The organism is Agrobacterium sp. LR_9 (assembly GCF_041954855.1).
Classification (GTDB): domain Bacteria; phylum Pseudomonadota; class Alphaproteobacteria; order Rhizobiales; family Rhizobiaceae; genus Agrobacterium; species Agrobacterium leguminum.
In genome coordinates this window covers 135463-153223 of the sequence record NZ_JAVAYA010000004.1, presented here as the reverse complement: position 1 = coordinate 153223, position 17761 = coordinate 135463, and the positions used below count along the sequence as shown (strand labels likewise).

At 61.2% G+C, this 17761-nt stretch carries 15 protein-coding genes; 8 read left to right on the top strand and 7 right to left on the bottom strand.

Annotation, left to right across the window (positions count from 1 at the left end; genetic code table 11):
• Positions 1 to 18 precede the first annotated feature (18 nt).
• Entirely contained in the window at positions 19 to 480 is a 462-nt protein-coding gene (locus RAC79_RS07095; RefSeq protein ID WP_078051146.1) for a DUF1284 domain-containing protein, read from the top strand.
• Here the strand turns inward: RAC79_RS07095 and RAC79_RS07090 are convergent.
• Entirely contained in the window at positions 440 to 1540 is a 1101-nt protein-coding gene (locus tag RAC79_RS07090; protein ID WP_374996954.1) for a hypothetical protein, read from the bottom strand. The genes RAC79_RS07095 and RAC79_RS07090 overlap by 41 nt on opposite strands.
• A 237-nt stretch (positions 1541 to 1777) precedes the next feature.
• On the opposite strand from RAC79_RS07090, the gene RAC79_RS07085 reads away from it, so the two are divergent.
• The 3 genes from RAC79_RS07085 to RAC79_RS07075 all read left to right on the top strand — a co-directional run bounded on the left by RAC79_RS07085 (position 1778) and on the right by RAC79_RS07075 (position 3843).
• Positions 1778 to 2923, top strand: a complete 1146-nt coding sequence (locus tag RAC79_RS07085; RefSeq protein ID WP_065654299.1) for a site-specific DNA-methyltransferase — start codon at positions 1778 to 1780, stop codon at positions 2921 to 2923.
• A 375-nt stretch (positions 2924 to 3298) separates the two neighbouring features.
• Complete coding sequence (locus RAC79_RS07080; RefSeq protein WP_125144708.1) at positions 3299 to 3550, top strand: type II toxin-antitoxin system ParD family antitoxin; 252 nt, start codon at positions 3299 to 3301, stop codon at positions 3548 to 3550.
• Between the two features lie 2 nt (positions 3551 to 3552).
• Positions 3553 to 3843 carry a type II toxin-antitoxin system RelE/ParE family toxin gene (locus RAC79_RS07075; RefSeq protein WP_174039004.1) on the top strand — a complete coding sequence of 97 codons (291 nt, stop codon included), beginning with the start codon at positions 3553 to 3555 and terminating at the stop codon, positions 3841 to 3843.
• A gap of 37 nt (positions 3844 to 3880) precedes the next feature.
• Here RAC79_RS07075 and RAC79_RS07070 read toward each other — a convergent pair whose 3' ends face one another.
• Together RAC79_RS07070 and mutY are read right to left on the bottom strand one after the other, a co-directional pair.
• Positions 3881 to 4492, bottom strand: coding sequence for an HAD family phosphatase (locus RAC79_RS07070; protein ID WP_142843949.1), 612 nt, complete (start codon positions 4490 to 4492; stop codon positions 3881 to 3883).
• Complete coding sequence (mutY, locus tag RAC79_RS07065) at positions 4489 to 5592, bottom strand: A/G-specific adenine glycosylase (protein WP_174038882.1); 1104 nt, start codon at positions 5590 to 5592, stop codon at positions 4489 to 4491. Before mutY ends, RAC79_RS07070 begins: the two co-directional genes overlap by 4 nt.
• Positions 5593 to 5689: 97 nt before the next feature.
• Here mutY and RAC79_RS07060 point away from each other — a divergent pair, with 97 nt between their 5' ends.
• The 3 genes from RAC79_RS07060 to RAC79_RS07050 all read left to right on the top strand — a co-directional run bounded on the left by RAC79_RS07060 (position 5690) and on the right by RAC79_RS07050 (position 11048).
• Positions 5690 to 6205, top strand: a complete 516-nt coding sequence (locus tag RAC79_RS07060) for a DUF721 domain-containing protein (protein ID WP_374996953.1) — start codon at positions 5690 to 5692, stop codon at positions 6203 to 6205.
• A 610-nt stretch (positions 6206 to 6815) separates the two neighbouring features.
• Positions 6816 to 7496, top strand: a complete 681-nt coding sequence (locus tag RAC79_RS07055; protein ID WP_125144703.1) for a DsbA family protein — start codon at positions 6816 to 6818, stop codon at positions 7494 to 7496.
• An 84-nt stretch (positions 7497 to 7580) separates the two neighbouring features.
• A complete protein-coding gene (locus RAC79_RS07050; protein WP_174038884.1) occupies positions 7581 to 11048 on the top strand; it encodes a chromosome segregation SMC family protein in 3468 nt (1155 codons plus the stop codon).
• 323 nt (positions 11049 to 11371) lie between these two features.
• On the opposite strand, the gene RAC79_RS07045 is transcribed toward RAC79_RS07050, so the two are convergent.
• Positions 11372 to 12349, bottom strand: coding sequence for a VOC family protein (locus tag RAC79_RS07045; protein ID WP_174038885.1), 978 nt, complete (start codon positions 12347 to 12349; stop codon positions 11372 to 11374).
• Between the two features lie 228 nt (positions 12350 to 12577).
• Here RAC79_RS07045 and ppdK point away from each other — a divergent pair, with 228 nt between their 5' ends.
• The gene (gene ppdK / locus RAC79_RS07040) at positions 12578 to 15304 is read left to right on the top strand and encodes a pyruvate, phosphate dikinase (protein WP_174038886.1); all 2727 of its coding nucleotides are present in this window, start codon (positions 12578 to 12580) and stop codon (positions 15302 to 15304) included.
• Here the strand turns inward: ppdK and RAC79_RS07035 are convergent.
• From RAC79_RS07035 to RAC79_RS07025, 3 genes are all read right to left on the bottom strand, one after another.
• Positions 15282 to 15554 carry a hypothetical protein gene (locus RAC79_RS07035; RefSeq protein WP_035260597.1) on the bottom strand — a complete coding sequence of 91 codons (273 nt, stop codon included), beginning with the start codon at positions 15552 to 15554 and terminating at the stop codon, positions 15282 to 15284. The two genes, ppdK and RAC79_RS07035, sit on opposite strands and share 23 nt — an antisense overlap.
• A 191-nt stretch (positions 15555 to 15745) precedes the next feature.
• Positions 15746 to 16144, bottom strand: a complete 399-nt coding sequence (locus tag RAC79_RS07030) for a hypothetical protein (RefSeq protein ID WP_174038887.1) — start codon at positions 16142 to 16144, stop codon at positions 15746 to 15748.
• Between the two features lie 149 nt (positions 16145 to 16293).
• Positions 16294 to 17658 carry a dicarboxylate/amino acid:cation symporter gene (locus RAC79_RS07025; RefSeq protein ID WP_149742291.1) on the bottom strand — a complete coding sequence of 455 codons (1365 nt, stop codon included), beginning with the start codon at positions 17656 to 17658 and terminating at the stop codon, positions 16294 to 16296.
• Positions 17659 to 17761 lie beyond the last annotated feature (103 nt).

Genomic DNA, 17761 nt, shown 5'->3' with positions numbered 1-17761 from the left:
CCCCACCATCTTCTGTGTATGCTCACCTATGTGGGCAAGGGATATACATCCGGCTTCGTCGAAAATTACGACCGTGTCGCCGCCCGCCTGAACGCCGGCGAGGAGGACATCGAGCTGGTGGATGGCCCGGACGATATTTGCGAGGGTCTGTTGTGTGAAAGCCATGCCCACTGTTTCAACGAAGGCGTGGTGCAGCGGGATGAGACAGCCCGCCTTTCGGTGTCGGCGCTTTTGGGCGAGGCACTGACTGCCGGCAAGCGGTTGCAGGCGACGCCCGACTTTCTTGCGAAGATGCGTCTGGCTTTCGCCGCAGGCGAGATCAGGCCTGCTTGTCGAGGCTGTCAGTGGATAAGACTGTGCGACCGTATCGCGGCATCAGGTTTCGCAGGCGTGAAAATCGGCGAACGTCCGGAGCCTCTGGCCGGCCGGAGGCCGAGGCCTACTCCGGCACATCCGTCTCGGTTCTCTCGGCGGCCTTGACCGTCGCCTTGATCTCCTTCGGCTCGCGGCCGGATTTCTTGTCGTAGCTCACCTTCACCGAATATTCCCCGGGATGCAGGGTTTCCTGATGCTGCGTGCCGTAACGGCCGGAAATCTCCTTCTGCGTGCCCTGAAGATCCCTTGTGGTTTCAACGATATCGATCCGTTCTGCACCGGGCGCCTTGATGGCGAGAACGCCCGCATCGAGATCGAGGGTGATTTCGGTTCGTTTTCCGGCAGTCACGGTAAATGGTTGTTCCACCGTCACCTTGCCCAGACGCGCGCGCATGACGAAGTCACCAGCGGGCATTTCCATGATCTTGCCGGTGCCGTAAATGCCGTTGATGGTCTCACGCGTGCCGTCCAGCGTTTCCCTGGCCGACATCGCTTCGAAGCGGATATCGTCCGTTTCCACCGCCCGGCCGCCTTCCGCATAAACGGCCTTGGCGATCACCACGCCGCTTGGAATGACCAGCTCGTGGCTGATCTTCTCGCCCGCCTTGATGGCAAGCGTCTCCTCAGCCCGCGCCGGGCCGATGCTGCCGGTGAGGACGACGTCTCCGGCCGGCACGAAGACGGTATTCTGGCCATAGACGCTGTCCTTGAAATCGTCCTTGGTGATTTCCGTCTTCGCCTGCGTTTCCACATCGCCGCCGGCGCTGCGTTTCGGCACGACGGTCAATTCCCCAGCGTCGAAATTCACCTTCGGCCTCGCGATGCTTCCGTCCTTCACCTCGAACGCCACTTCGCGGGTCACATTGCCCAGCGCCGCCACCCCGACATATTTGCCCGCCGGCAGTTTCGCCTCGAAGGTGGCGTCATAGGAGCCGCCGGCATTGTCGTCCGTACGCCCGCCGGAGCGGTCCGCCTTGTAGAAATCCCACCGCACCCTGTCGCTATTGCCGAGCGAGGGGCCGCCATCGAACAGGACCGCATCGGTGACGACGTTATATTGCGGGGCCGGTTGCTGCGCCTGCGACGGCGCCGGCAGCGCCGTTGCGAAAAGTGCGGCGCAGACGACATTCATGGAAAAAGAAGCCATTTTCATCACGGACCCCATTGCGGATTACCCCCTGCCATTATGGCTCTTCCTGTCGCGCCGATATGCGGGGACAGAAGAACCCGTTGTGCACAACGTTTTCGCCCGACTTCGGGTTCCCCCGCCGGCCGCCGCAAATCGCGCCTGCGTGCCGCGGCAGCCATTTATTTCGCATTTTCCGTGACTTGTTCAGGCTTTGATAACCATCTTCGGTAACCATGAGCATCAGTAGAGAGTAAGCGTATGGAGCGAGTACCAATGGCAGCAGTTTTTCCGCTGGCCGATTTTCGGCGTGCCGGTTTTGATCGTGCGGGCGAGAGCGACGCCTGGAAAGACAGCATCATCAAAGGTGATTGTGTCGCTGCCTTGGATGCCCTCCCGAGCCAGTCGGTGGATGCGATTTTCGCCGATCCACCCTATAACCTTCAGCTTGGCGGAACCCTGCACCGTCCCGATCAGTCGCTGGTCGATGCCGTCGATGACGAGTGGGACCAGTTCGCCTCCTTCGAGGCCTATGACGCCTTCACCCGCGCCTGGCTGCTCGCCTGCCGCCGTGTGCTGAAACCGAACGGCACCATCTGGGTCATCGGCTCCTACCACAATATCTTCCGCGTCGGCTCGATGCTCCAGAACCTCGATTTCTGGATCCTGAACGACATCGTTTGGCGCAAGACCAACCCCATGCCGAACTTCAAGGGCCGCCGGTTTCAGAACGCCCATGAGACGATGATCTGGGCGAGCCGCGATCCGAAAGCCAAGAACTACACCTTCAACTACGATGCGCTGAAGGCCTCCAACGACGATGTGCAGATGCGCTCCGACTGGCTGTTCCCGATCTGCAGCGGCAACGAGCGGCTAAAGGGTGACGACGGCAAGAAGGTGCATCCGACCCAGAAGCCGGAAGCGCTGCTGGCGCGCATCATCATGGCCTCCACCAAGCCGGGCGATGTCGTGCTCGACCCGTTCTTCGGCTCCGGCACCACGGGTGCCGTTGCAAAACGTCTCGGCCGCCACTTCGTCGGCATCGAGCGCGAACAGGATTACATCGATGCGGCATCGGCCCGCATCGCCGCCGTCGAGCCGCTCGGCAAGGCGGAACTGACCGTGATGACCGGCAAGAAGGCCGAACCGCGCGTTGCCTTCAACACGCTGGTGGAAAGCGGCCTCGTCCGTCCTGGCCAGGTGCTGACGGATGCACGACGCCGTTATAGCGCCATTATTCGTGCCGATGGTACTCTGGCATCCGCCGGGACCGCCGGCTCCATTCACCGCCTTGGCGCGAAGGTGCAGGGTCTCGACGCATGCAACGGATGGACGTTCTGGCATTTCGAAGACGGCGACACGCTGAAGCCGATCGACGATCTGAGAGCGATCATCCGCAGTGAACTGGCAAAGGCCGAATAGTCAAAGCCCAAAAGGCTTGGACGCAACGATCCACCGCCCGCCCTTGTCAGCCTATGTCTCCGTCCGGTTTAGTACTTTCAGTCCCGGATGGAGAACGACCAACGCCCGGCACTTCGGTGTCGGGCGTTGGTGTTTTCGAGTATACTATTTTAGCAAGACAAGTTTCGCGCAAGAGATCGGCAATACTGTCTCAAATCAGAGCAATGGTTGTGAAAATCCGGTTCGGAAAAATCACAAAAACATTGCGTCCGATGCCGCTTGCGGCAGGACTGGCGCAGGCCGGAGACCGCCATTTCCGCCTGCGCCAATTTCTTTTCCCGATCTGTTTTGACAAACTTTGCCAAATTCTGCACTCTTCCATCAAAGGAGATGAATATGGCGACCATGAACATATCGCTGCCTGCACCCATGAAAGAATGGGTCGAGGCCCAATCCAGGACGGGCCGTTACTCCAATGCGAGTGACTACGTGCGAGACCTGATCCGGAAGGACCAGGAACGAGGCGAAAAAATCGCGGCGATGCAGCGTTTTGTGGATGAGGGATTGCAGAGTGGCGTCGGGCATCGCTCGCAGGATGCCCTGTTCGCCGAGGCTGAAGCCCGCTCCATGAAACGCAAAATCGGTTGATCATGGGCTTTCGCCTGTCTCTGCTCGCGGAAGAGGACGTCATTCGCATAGTCGAAGAAGGCATAGTCTTATTCGGGCTGGCGCAGGCGCAAAAATATCACCGGGAACTCTATGAGATATTTGAGCTGATATCTCTCAACCCACGAATGGCACGAGAGCGGCATGAGTTGTTACCGCCGGTGCGTATCCATCGGTTCAGGGCGCATCTGGTTGTTTATGCCGTGGGGACTGACGATGACGTCCTGATCGTCCGCGTCCGCCACGCACATGAAGACTGGGCCAACGAGTCGTAGCCGGGCGTCCACGTCACCGTTTTGCCCGGCAGCCACTTTACGCTTCCACCCCATAAGCCCGCAAATCCTGCCGCAGCTTTTCCGCGCCGGTGAAGTGCAGGGCCTGCCAGCCTGCTTCCTTCGCGCCTTCGACATTCACGAGCGTATCGTCGATGAAGAGGCTGGCGGCCGGATTGAGGCCGAATTCCCTGGCGTGCAGATCGTAGATCGCCACATCGGGCTTCAACAGCTTCACATCGCCGGAAACGGTGACGCCGCGCGGCCAAGTGAGGAAGGGGAACATTTTCTGCGCCTCGCGGAAGGTGTCGGAGGCGAAGTTGGTCAGCATTGTCACGTCGTAGCCGCTGTCGATCAGGGCGACCATGATGGCAACGCTGTCGTCATAGGAATGCGAGACCATCTCGTGCCAGAACTTGCGGAAGGAACGGATGTGCTCTTCCCGCTCCGGAAACTGCTCCACCAGCATCGCTTCGGCATCCTCCCAGCGGCGGCCGCGATCCTGCTCGAGGTTCCAGTCATGGGTGCAGACGTTTTCGAAGAACCATTTGCGCTCGTCGGCATCGGGGATGAGGCGGCTATAGGGAATATGCGGATCGTAGTGGATCAGCACCTTGCCGATGTCGAATACGATATGCTCAATCTTGGTCATCGAAATTTCCTGCTTTCATCGAATGCGGATGGAATAGCCTGCGCGATGACTTTTTTCATCACCGTTGGCAGCGCCTGCGCGTCAAGATTTGTAACCGGCTCCCACCATCCGTCATCCGGGCCGGTTTTAAGGCCGTCCGACACCTGCGCGCGATAGACGGTGAGCCGCAGTTCGAAATGGGTGAAGACATGCACGATGACGCCCGCCGCCTGCCAGCCGGCGGCAAAGGGCGCATGGCTCGCCTCCGTGCCGCCGTCCATGCGTGCGGTCCATGCCGTTGTCGGCACCTCGGTCATGCCGCCGAGAAGCCCGCTTTCGATGCGCCGACGGAGCAGGATTTCACCGCTCGCATTCACCGCCACGAAGGCAGCCCCGAGCCGCACCGGCTTTGCCTTCTTCGCGGCCTTGACCGGAAAACGCTCCGGCTCGTCATGGGCAAGCGCAAGACAGTGGCCGTTGAACGGACAGAGCGCGCAGGCCGGCCGTTTCGGCGTGCAGATCGTTGCGCCGAGATCCATCATCGCCTGGGCGAAATCGCCGGGCCGGTCGGAAGGGGTAAGTTCGGCCACCTTCGCTTTCATGGCGGGCTTTGAGCCGGGCAGGGGAGCGTCTATCGAAAAGACGCGGGAGATGACGCGCTCCACATTGCCGTCCATCACTGCCGCCTGCCGGTTGAATGCGATGGCCGCCACGGCGGCGGCGGTATAATCGCCGATGCCGGGCAGTTGCTTCAGGCCCTCTTCACTGTCCGGAAAGGTGCCGCCATGCTCGCGCGCCACGGCTTCGGCGCATTTTTTAAGGTTGCGGGCGCGGGCGTAATAACCGAGCCCCGCCCAGGCCGCCATGACATCCTCGACCGGCGCCGCCGCCAGATCGCTGACGCTTGGCCATGCCGCGAGAAACTTCAGGAAATAGGGCTTGACCGCCTGCACCGTCGTCTGCTGCAGCATGACCTCGGAGAGCCAGACGTGGTAGGGATCGGCGCGTTTTCCCCGTGCCGCCATGGCGGGAGACGTGCGCCATGGCAGTTCGCGATGGTGCCGGTCGTACCATGCTAGCAGCGTCTGCGCATAAGACGACGGGGCGGTTTTTTGAAGCATGGTTTGCCGTTTCTGTTCGATTTGGCCTATAGTTGGGACATCCGTAGCGGGCGATCAAGAAAATGTGGATCGCCCTCTCCAAAATCGCGAGTGAAACATGCGTTATCCCCAGAGCGGCGCCGGCAAAAAGAAGGGCGTCGTCCAGATCGCCGAAGTCGCCAATGGCATCATGGACCCCGTGCTCTCGAAACGCGCCGGCATCAACACCGCGCTGCTCGGTTCCTGGGACGAGATCGCCGGTGACGACTTTGCCGATTGCACCCGCCCGGAAAAAATCACCTGGCCGCGCCGCGACGAGGGGCCGGATCGCGGCGGTTATCAGCCGGGCGTGCTGACGATTGCCTGCGAAGGCGCGCGCGCCCTGTTTCTCACCCATGCGCAGGGCGAACTGATTGCCCGCATCAACGGCTTTTTCGGCTTTCCGGCGGTGCGCCAGATCAGGATCGTGCAGAAACCGGTGTCGCAAACCGTCAACCGAAGGCGCAAACCGCAGCCCCTGCGCGGCGATGCGGCAAAACGTCTCGATGACATGACGGACGGCATCGAGAGCGAGGCGCTACGCAAGGCGGTGGAGAGGCTGGGCACGGCGGTTTTGCAGAAGAAACGCAAATAATTCGCTTCATGAAGCAAGCTTGATAAAATAATGAAATTTACTATATTGCTGCGTTTACAGTAGTATTCGCAAGGATAAATATGGGCGATAAGATAAAATACATTTTTCTAAATTTGTTTTTTATAGCTGTTTCTTTGTTTCTAATATTCTTATCGGATCCACATGTTTCCAGAAAGGATGATTTTCTGGAGCATGTATTAGGTTACACAGCCGTATTGTGGTTTGATAGATCTATAGGTGTTGCTTTGCTAATATTTATGATCTGCTCGATATACCGCGAGATAGAGTTCAACAAAAAACTCCAACGCTCTATAGATCAGCGAAACGCGATCGACAAATCCATCCGGTCTCCAAGTGAATCTACCGGGCGTGAATGAGACGTTGTCGTCAAGCTTGCGAAAAGCTCTAAGGTCGCAGTTGTAAGTGTAGAATACCGATGGTGTTAGTATTAGGTTGGTTTAGCGCCACGACTTATTCCTTGTAACGCCATTCCCTTGTCACGATTGTTTGACAGGGAAGTTTCAGACCCCGCTTGTCGCGCTGCCGGTCCTGATGATATCGGGTTAGCGAATTGCGCATCAGGCAGTTTCAAATCAACACGGGTGTTTCCATGCCGATTTCCGAATTGAATATTACCAGACGCAGCCTCCTCGGCGGCGTTGCTCTTGCTGCCGTCGCCACGGCCCTGCCGTTCGCCTTCACGCCCGGTATCGCCGAGGCGCAGGAACTGCCTGAATCCACCGGCGATGTGGATATGGCTGCGGTGATGAAGCCCGGCCCGCTGCCGGAAGCCGCGCTCGGCGATGCCAACGCACCCGTCAAGATCGTCGAATATATGTCGATGACCTGCCCGCACTGCGCCAACTTCCACAATAAGACCTTCGAAGAGATCAAGAAGAAGTACATCGATACCGGCAAGGTCTATTTCGTGCTGCGCGAATTCCCGTTCGATCCGCGCGCCGCTGCCGCCTTCATGCTGGCGCGCTGCGCACCGGAAGGTCAGTATTTCCCCTTCGTTTCCATGCTGTTCAAGCAGCAGCAGAGCTGGGCCGTCGCGCAGGATGCGCGCGCCGCCCTGCTGCAAATGTCGAAAATGGCCGGTTTCTCACAGGAGTCTTTCGAGGCCTGCTTGACGAACCAGAAACTTCTGGATGATGTGAACGCAACGATGCAACGCGGTGCGACGGAATTCGGCATCAACTCCACGCCGACTTTCATCATCAACGGCAAGAAATACGCAGGAGACATGTCGGTTGAAATCATGTCGGCTGTCATCGACAAGCTGCTCTGATCGCCGGACCCTGAAAGAAACGGGCGGCGGATATTTTCGCACGCCCGTTTTTTATTGCCCATATTCTTGCCGGGGCGTGACGGCATGAAGTTCAACAAGCTCCGCCTCGTCGGTTTCAAGTCTTTCGTTGAGCCTTCCGAATTCATCATCGAGCCGGGGCTTACCGGCGTTGTCGGTCCGAACGGTTGTGGCAAGTCCAATCTGGTCGAAGCGCTGCGCTGGGTGATGGGCGAGAATTCCTACAAGAACATGCGCGCCTCCGGCATGGATGACGTCATCTTCTCCGGTTCCGGCAATCGCCCGGCCCGCAACACCGCCGAAGTCGGCCTTTATCTCGACAATTCCGACCGCACCGCGCCCGCCGCCTTCAACGATGCCGATGAAATTCAGGTGACGCGCCGCATCGAGCGCGAAAACGGCTCCGTCTACCGCATCAACGGCAAGGAAGCCCGCGCCAAGGATGTGCAGCTTCTGTTCGCGGATGCCTCCACCGGCGCGCGCTCTCCCTCCATGGTTGGGCAGGGGCGCATCGGCGAACTCATCAACGCCAAGCCGCAGGCCCGCCGTCAGCTGCTGGAAGAGGCGGCCGGCATTTCCGGCCTGCATTCCCGCCGCCACGAAGCCGAGCTTCGCCTGCGCGCCGCCGAAACCAATCTGGAGCGGTTGGAAGATGTGACCGCCCAGCTGGAAAGCCAGATCGAAAGCCTGAAACGCCAGGCCCGCCAGGCCAACCGTTTCAAGATGCTGTCAGCCGACATCCGCGCCCGTGAAGCGACCCTTTTGCACATCCGCTGGGTCGAGGCGAAGGAAGCCGAAGGCGAGGCGGAAAGCGCGCTCAATCAGGCCACCAACATCGTCGCCGAAAAGGCGCAGGCCCAGATGGAAGCGGCCAAGCAGCAGGGCATCGCCAGCCTGAAGCTGCCGGAGCTGCGCGAGGACGAGGCGAAAGTCGCCGCCGCCCTGCAACGCCTGCAGATCGCCCGCACCCAGCTGGATGACGAGGCCAACCGCCTGCTGCGCCGCCGCGATGAGCTGGCGCGCCGCCTGTCGCAGCTTGGCGAGGACATTATCCGCGAGGAACGGCTGGTCTCCGATAATGCCCAGATACTCGCGCGGCTCGATGAGGAAGAGGCCGAACTTCTGGAAATCCTCTCCGATTCCGGCCGTCATGCGGAAGAGATGCGTGAAGCCTTCGAAGCCGCCGCTGTCAAGCTGGCGGAAAGCGAAGCCATCTTCACCGCGATCACCGCCGAACGGGCCGAAGCCGCCGCCGCGCGCCAGCAACTGGAGCGGGCGATCCGCGATCTTTCGGATCGCAAGCTGAGGCTGGAACGGCAATCGCAGGAGGCATCCGCCGAGATCGATGCCATCGACGAAAAGCTCTCCGGCCTTCCCGATCCTTCCGAACGGCGAGAAGCGGTCGAGGCGGCGGAGATCGCGGTCGAGGATGCCCTGATCGTGGTGGAGGAAGCCGAAGCCGCCGTCGCGGAGGCGCGTTCCGCCGAAGCGCTGGCGCGCGCGCCGCTGGAAACGGCGCGGAACCGGCTGAACGCGCTGGACACGGAAGCGCGCACCATTACCAAAATCCTTGCCTCCAGTGCCGCCGCCAATGGCAGCTTTACGCCGGTGGCGGAAGAAATGACGGTGGAGCGCGGTTTCGAGGCGGCATTGGGTGCCGCCCTCGGCGACGATCTCGAAAGCCCGCTCGATCCCGCAGCACCCGCCTATTGGGCCGGAAATGGCGATGGCGCGGGTGATCCCGCCTTGCCGCAGGGTGCGAAACCGCTTCTGGACTATGTGCAGGCGCCGGAAGCCCTGCGCCGCGCTTTGGCGCAGATCGGCGTCGTCGCAAACACTGCGGAAGCCCTGCGTCTGTTGCCGCACTTGAAGGCTGGCCAGCGGCTGGTGACGCGTGAAGGCGCGCTGTTCCGCTGGGATGGCCATATCGCCAGCGCCGATGCGCCGGGTGCTGCAGCGCTTCGCCTGTCGCAGAAGAACCGCCTCGCTGAAATCGAGACAGAACTGGATGAGGCGCGCTCCATTCTGGACGAGGCCGAAGACCAGCTTGCCGCGAAAACCGAAGATATCCGCAGCAGCGAATTGCGGCTCTCGGAAGTGCGCGACAGAAGCCGTCTTGCGACCCGCCATCTTGCCGAGGCGCGCGAGGCGCTGACTGCGGCCGAACGGGCCTCTGGCGATCTGCTGCGTCGTCGCGATATCGTGTCCGAAGCACTGAACCAGATCGGCGCGCAGATCGATGAGATCGCCGTTCAGGAAGAAAACGCCCGCATCGAAATGGAAGACGCGCCCGATCTTTCCGTGCTGGATCTGCGGCTGCGCGAAAGCCAGCTTGAAGTCGCGACCGACCGCGGCCTTCTGGCGGAAGCCCGCGCCCGCCATGAAGGCGTGAGCCGCGAGGCGGAAAGCCGCCAGCGCAGAATTCAGGCGATAGGGCAGGAGCGCTCCACCTGGCAATCGCGCGCAGCAAGTGCGGCCGATCACATCGCCACGCTGCGCGAACGCGAGGAAGAGGCGCGCGAGGAGATCGTCGAGCTGGACATAGCGCCGGAGGAATTCGACGAGAAGCGCCGCAATCTTCTCAACGAATTGCAGAAGACCGAAGATGCCCGCCGTGAGGCCGCCGACCGGCTGGCCGAGGCGGAAAACCTGCAGCGCGCCGCCGACCGGGTGGCGGCAACGGCGCTGTCGGAACTGGCCGAAGCCCGCGAAAAACGCGGCCGCGCCGAAGAACGTCTGGTCTCCGCCCGCGAAAAGCGGCAGGAAACCGAACACCGCATCCGCGAAACGCTGAACACCGAGCCGCATATGGCGTTCCGCCTGACCGGCCTTGGCCCGGACCAGCCGAAGCCCGATATTCGCGATGTCGAGCGCGATCTCGACCGGCTGAAGATCGAGCGCGAGCGGCTGGGCGCCGTCAATCTGCGCGCCGAGGAAGAGCAGGCCGAGCTTTCCGCCAAGCTCGACGCGCTGATCAAGGAGCGCGACGACATCATCGACGCCGTGCGCAAGCTGCGCGCCGGCATCCAGAACCTCAACCGCGAGGGCCGTGAGAGGCTGATCGCCGCTTTCGATGTGGTCAATTCGCAGTTCCAGCGGCTGTTCACCCATCTCTTCGGCGGCGGCACGGCGGAATTGCAGCTGATCGAATCCGACGATCCGCTGGAAGCGGGCCTGGAAATCCTCGCCCGCCCGCCGGGCAAGAAACCGCAGACCATGACGCTGCTTTCCGGCGGCGAACAGGCGCTGACGGCCATGGCGCTGATCTTCGCGGTCTTCCTCACCAATCCCGCGCCCATCTGCGTGCTGGACGAAGTGGATGCGCCGCTCGACGACCACAATGTCGAACGTTACTGCAACCTGATGGATGAGATGGTGGCCTCCACCGAAACCCGCTTCGTCATTATCACCCACAATCCCATCACCATGGCGCGCATGAACCGCCTCTTCGGCGTTACCATGGCCGAACAGGGCGTGTCGCAACTGGTGTCTGTCGATTTGCAGACCGCCGAACAGCTGCGCGAAGCCGTCTGAAACTGCCAGGCCGCATTTCGATCCTGACTTTTGCTCAACATGAATTTATCTCGTCGTCTCACCCATTCGGGTGAGCGCAAACCCGCGGCATTTTGCTATGTCTTGCCATGAGCCTCAGTGTGCTTTCCCAACCCCGCCATCCGGTTTCCTGTACCGGGTGGACTGCCTTGCGAGGCCGCTGCAACGGCCTCGCAAGGTCTTTTTTCCGGCTGACGAATACGACTGACTTGATGAGGAAGGGGGCGGTGAGGCTCTGTCGTGTTCGGACGAAGTTGTGTAAGCATTTTTTGTGGCGCCCGCTTCGCATCGAGCGTATGGACCACTCACCCTGGCATCAGCCGCAGCCGCGTGCCCCAGGGGTCTATCGCTTCCACGACGTTATTCTCCATCTCCACCAGCACATAACCGGCGGCCCGCAGCCGCGTTTTCTGCGCCTCCAGATCATCGGGGTTGCGAATGGTGAGGGAAAACCAGTCGAGGCCGGTTTCCATGGCGTTGCGTTCCTTCGCGCCACGGCTGTTCCATGTATTCACCGCCAGATGATGATGATATCCGCCGGAAGAGAGAAACGAGGCATCGGAGCGCGCATCCTGCGTCGGTTGCAGGCCGATGGCCGTTTCATAAAAGGCGCGGGCGCGGGCGATTTCGCCGACCCGCAGGTGAACATGCCCGATGCGCATTCCCGGCGGGGCAGCCTCGTAATCGCTTCTTTTGGTATCGGTCAGCTTCACCAGATCGTCGACATCGAGCGGTTCGGTGCCCATTTTCACCACGCGGCCGCTCCACACCCATGTATCCTTCGGCCGGTCGCTGTAAACCTCGATGCCGTTGCCTTCGGGATCGTTGAGATAGATCGCCTCGCTGACATTGTGGTCGGCAAAACCGGAAAGCGGCACCTGCTTCAGCGCCGCATGCACCAGCCAGCGCGCCAGATCCTTGCGGGAGGGCATCAGGTAGGCGATGTGGAACAGGCCGGCGGAGGTGGGGCTTTCGAAATCCGCGGCCGGCTTGTGCACCAGATCGAGCAGCGGCACGGTGCCGACGCCAAGCGTCACGCCTCTGGCCGTGCGCTCCACCTCGTTCATGCCCAGCACTGAACGGTAATACTCGATCATCGGGTCGAGATCGCGCACGCGCAGCGCGGCCTGGCCGATATGCATCGGCGTCGTCAGCGCGAAGGGACGGGCGGAGGCGGCGCCTGCGACGGGCACTGCGCCCTCGGCTCTGAGCGCCCCGGCAAACGCACTGGCGGCACAGGAAATTCCGGCAAATTTAAGCGTATGGCGGCGGGTAAATTGCATGAATAATCTCTTTGTCGGCGATTTGAATGGCTTAGGCAACACTCCAGTTCAGCGCATTACACGAATGCGTCAATCATGCCGTTATTCGGCCTTTGCGGCAATTCTTGCGCGCAATTTGCCGCAATTATGCTGCACTGCGATGTAAACTGCACGTTGCGGCGTTTCCAACGTGCCGCCAATGCTGTAGATGATAGAAAAATGACAACGCTTCTGGGTGGAGAGCGTGGAATGAAAAAGTGGGTTTATACCTTCGGCAACGGTGCTGCCGAAGGCAGGGCAGGTGACGTTGCGATATTGGGCGGCAAGGGCGCGAACCTTGCTGAAATGGCAAGTCTCGGCCTTCCCGTTCCCCCCGGCCTCACCATCATAACCGATGCCTGCGCGCTTTATCACAAGAATGGCCGCGATCTTCCCGAAGAGCTGAAGCTGCAGGTCATGGCTGGCCTGCACGGCATGGAAACCGTGACCGGCAAGACCTTCGGCGGCAGCCACTCGCCGCTGCTCATCTCCGTCCGTTCCGGCGCGCGCGCCTCCATGCCCGGCATGATGGATACCGTGCTGAACTTGGGTCTCAACGACCGCACCGTCGAGGCGCTGGGCCACGATGCGGGCGACGCCCGTTTTGCCTGGGACAGCTACCGCCGCTTTATCCAGATGTATGCCGATGTGGTCATGGGCCTCGATCACGAATTGTTCGAGGAAATTCTCGAGGACGAGAAAGGCCGCCTCGGCCACGAATACGATACCGACATGTCGGCCGTCGAATGGCAGCATGTCGTTTCGCTTTATAAAAAGCTGATCGAGGATGAGCTGGACGAAGCCTTCCCGCAGGACTGTCATGTTCAGCTCTGGGGCGCAATCGGCGCCGTCTTCGCCAGCTGGACCAACCACCGCGCCGTGACCTACCGCCATTTACACAATATTCCGGGCGACTGGGGCACGGCGGTCAACGTTCAGGCCATGGTCTTCGGCAATCTCGGCTCGTCCTCGGCAACCGGCGTCGCCTTCACCCGCAATCCTTCGACGGGCGAGGCGGAGCTTTACGGCGAATTCCTCGTCAACGCTCAAGGGGAAGATGTGGTGGCGGGCATCCGCACGCCGCAATCCATCACCGAGGCCGCGCGTCTGGCCTCCGGCTCCGACAAGCCCTCGATGGAAAAGCTGATGCCGGAGGCGTTCAACGAATTTCTGGCGATCTGCAAGCGGCTGGAAAACCACTATCGCGACATGCAGGATCTGGAATTCACCATCGAGCGCGGCAAGCTCTGGATGCTGCAGACCCGCTCCGGCAAGCGCACCACCCGCGCGGCGATGAAGATCGCCGTCGATATGGTGGAAGAAGGGCTGATCTCGCAGGAGGAGGCCGTCTGCCGCATCGAGCCCTCGTCGCTCGACCAGCTGCTGCACCCCACCATCGATCCCGGCACATCCCGCCCCATCATCGGCTCCGGCCTGCCGGCTTCGCCGGGGGCGGCGACGGGCGAAATCGTCTTTACCGCCGAAGAGGCGGTTGCGGCGGAAGCCGAAGGCCGCCGTGTTATTCTGGTGCGCATCGAAACCAGCCCGGAAGATATTCATGGCATGCACGCCGCCGAAGGCATTTTGACCACGCGCGGCGGCATGACCAGCCACGCCGCCGTGGTGGCGCGCGGCATGGGCATTCCCTGCGTCACCGGCGCCGGCTCCATGCGCGTCGACATGCGCAACAAGGTGCTGATCGGCGTCGGCTGTATGCTCAAGCGCGGCGATGTCATTACCATCGACGGTTCTTCCGGCCGGGTGCTGAAGGGTGAGGTGCCGATGACGCAGCCGGAACTCTCGGGCGATTTCGGCAAGCTGATGGAGTGGGCCGACAGCCTGCGCCGCATGACTGTGCGCACCAATGCCGACACACCCGCCGACGCCCGCGCTGCGCGCGCATTTGGCGCGGAAGGCATCGGTCTCTGCCGTACCGAACATATGTTCTTCGAGGGCGACCGCATCCATGTCATGCGTGAGATGATCCTCGCCGAAAGCGAAAAGGGCAGGCGGGCGGCGCTGGATGAGCTTCTGCCGATGCAGCGCTCGGATTTCACCGAGCTTTTCCAGATCATGCACGGCCTGCCGGTGACGATCCGCCTGCTCGACCCGCCGCTGCACGAATTCCTGCCCAAGACCGATGGCGAAATCGTCGAGGTGGCGGCCGCCATGGGCATGCCGCAGACTGTATTCCGCCAGCGGCTGGATGCCCTGCACGAATTCAACCCCATGCTCGGCCATCGCGGCTGCCGTCTCGCCATTTCCTATCCGGAAATCGCCGAAATGCAGGCCCGCGCCATTTTCGAAGCGGCGGTTGCCGCAGCGCGCATCACCGGCGCGCCGGTCGTGCCTGAGATCATGGTGCCGCTGGTCGGTCTGCGCTCGGAACTGGATTACGTTACCGAGGTCATCGATGGCGTCGCCGCAGCGGTGGCGCAGGAAACCGGCATGGAGATCGAATATCTCACCGGCACCATGATAGAGCTGCCGCGTGCCGCACTGCGCGCCCACGTCATTGCGGAAGCGGCGGAATTTTTCTCCTTCGGCACCAACGACCTGACGCAGACCACCTTCGGTATCTCCCGCGACGATGCGGCGCGTTTCATCAATACCTATCAGCGCAAGGGCATCATCGAACGCGACCCGTTCATATCGCTCGATTTCGACGGCGTGGGAGAATTGATCCGCATCGCCGCCGAACGCGGCCGCCAGACGCGGCCGGAGCTGAAGCTCGGCATTTGCGGCGAACATGGCGGCGACCCGGCCTCGATCCATTTCTGCGAGGATGCCGATCTCGACTACGTGTCCTGCTCGCCCTTCCGCGTGCCCATCGCCCGTCTGGCCGCGGCGCAGGCAACGCTGGCGGCGAAGAGGGATGAGGGCAGGGTGGCGAGCAATGTCGCCTTCATTCCCGTCAGGGGTTCTGTTGGACGATGATGCGCCGCTCCACCACCACGGGGCGGTAGAACATGTCGCGGTTCATCTGCGCCTGCCAGGCGCGGTTGTCGGCGCGGCGGTCCATTTCCAGATCGAGAAGGCAACCGGCCATCGGGTCCGTGCCGGGGCGGAAACCATAACCCCGGCAAGTCGCCTCATCCCGCGCCCGACGCTCTTCCGGCGTCAGCGTCTGGCAGGCGGTGAGCGCCAGCATGGCGGCAAGCGCACCGAAGACGATGGAAACACGCATTTTGTTTCTCCCTTAACATGACAGCCGTACGGCACTTTTATTGCCGCGATTGATACGCCTGTTTTGATACGGGGAAAAGCCGCGTTGGGGCGGAAAGTTGCATCAATCCGTCATGGAGAATGGCTTGGCAGGCGGCGGCGATATCGGTGTCAGGCGGCGTGGGGTCGTAAAATCTCACATGCTCCCGCTGCTCAGGAATCACGCAGGAAAGACGGCGGGAACAAACCCTGTTGAATGAGCCAGTCGCCGAGCAGAACCGTGAGGATGGCGATGAGGACGATGCCGCCGATAAAGGCGAAGAGGCCGAGCGTGGCTCGGGTCCACCGGCGGGTTTGATAAAGGTAAATCGCAAGCCCGATGGGTGCGAGCAGAACGGTGGTGATTTTGGCGGCGGAGCTGCGCCGGAGGTCCCGCTTTTCGGCATCCTCTATCTGCCACCAGGCAAATAGCGTGATGATGCCGATCATCTGCACCAGATCGTTTGCGGTAAAGGATGCTGGAGGCCCGGCAGGCCAGACGGCCGCATCGATCAGAAGCCCGAGTGAGATGAAAGCGAGCAAGCCGACATAAATCCAGTTGCGTTTCGCCATGCACAGTTTCCGCTCTAAATTGCGCTATTGCCCGTGCCGTTATCGCTATCGATCAAATTGGCACCGTCAACCCCAAACTATCAGGGAAGAAAGAGAGTGGTCCGCATGGGGCGTCTCCCTGTTCCGGAAACGCCCCATGATTGTCGCCGTCAGGCCGGCGCGGCTTCCCGGTCGTCGAGTGCGTCGATATCCTTGGCGTTGTTATAGACGGCTTCATCCAGAATGCCCTCGCGCTTGGCGACGATGGTGGGCACCAGCGCCTGGCCGGCGACGTTGACCGCCGTGCGGCCCATGTCGAGGATCGGGTCGATGGCGAGCAGCAGGCCCACACCTTCCAGCGGCAGGCCGAGCGTGGAGAGCGTCAGCGTCAGCATCACCACGGCACCCGTGAGGCCTGCCGTTGCGGCGGAACCGAGCACGGAGACGAAGACGATCAGCACATATTCCTGAATGCCGAGCGGCACCTGAAAGAACTGCGCGATGAAGATCGCCGAAATCGCCGGATATATGGCGGCGCAGCCATCCATCTTGGTGGTGGCGCCGAGCGGCACGGAGAAGGCGGCATATTCGCGCGGCACGCCGAGGCTCTTTTCCGTCACGGTTTCGGTGACGGGCAGCGTGCCGATGGAGGAACGCGACACGAAGGCGAGCTGGATGGCCGGCCATGCGCCCGCAAAGAAGCGCGACGGCTTCAGGCCATGGGCGATCAGCAGCGCCGGATAGACCACGAAAAGCACCAGTGCGAGACCGATATAAACGGCCGCCGCGTACCAGCCGAGCTGCGACAGCGTCGTCCAACCATATTGATCGACCGCGCGGCCGAGCAGGCCGATGGTGCCGATGGGGGTGAGGCGGATGACCCACCACAGGATTTTGCGCACGATGGCGAGCAGCGACTGGTTGAAGGCGAGGAACGGCTCCGCCGCCTTGCCCGCTTTCAGCGCCGCGACGCCGAAGGCGATCGACACCACGAGCAGCTGCAGCACGTTGAAGTTCAACGAGGTGCTGGCCGCGCCATTATTGAGCTTGGTAGACGCTTCGAGGCCGAAGACATTGGCCGGGATCAGCCCCTTCAGGAAATCCAGCCAGGAGCCGGTGGAAGAGGGTGCCGCCGCTGCCGTATTGGCAATCGCCGTGTTGACACCGGGCTGAATGACAAGGCCGAGCACGATGCCGATGACGACGGCGATCAGTGCCGTGATGGCGAACCAGAGAAGTGTCTGCCACACAAGCTTCGCCGCATTGGAGAGGTTCTTGAGATTGGCGATGGAGGCGACGATGGCCGTGAAGATCAGCGGCGGAACCAGCGCGCGCAAAAGCTGCACGAAAATGCTGCCGATGGTTTGCAGTGTCACCGAAAGCCAGTTGGGGCTGCCGGCGGCATCGGGACCGATGTTGCGCGCAACGAGCCCGAGCAGCAGGCCGATGACCATGGCGATCAGAACCTGAAAGCCGAAATTGCGATAAAAAGGTTTAGGCCCGGAGGGGCCGGCGGACGTCGTTGCCTGTGACATGACATGTCTCTTTATTGTGCAAGAAAACGAGAATGTTGCACTTTTTACACGCATTCTCGAGGGAGGTCGCCGAGAATACGCCGATTTCCTCAGCAATTAAGGG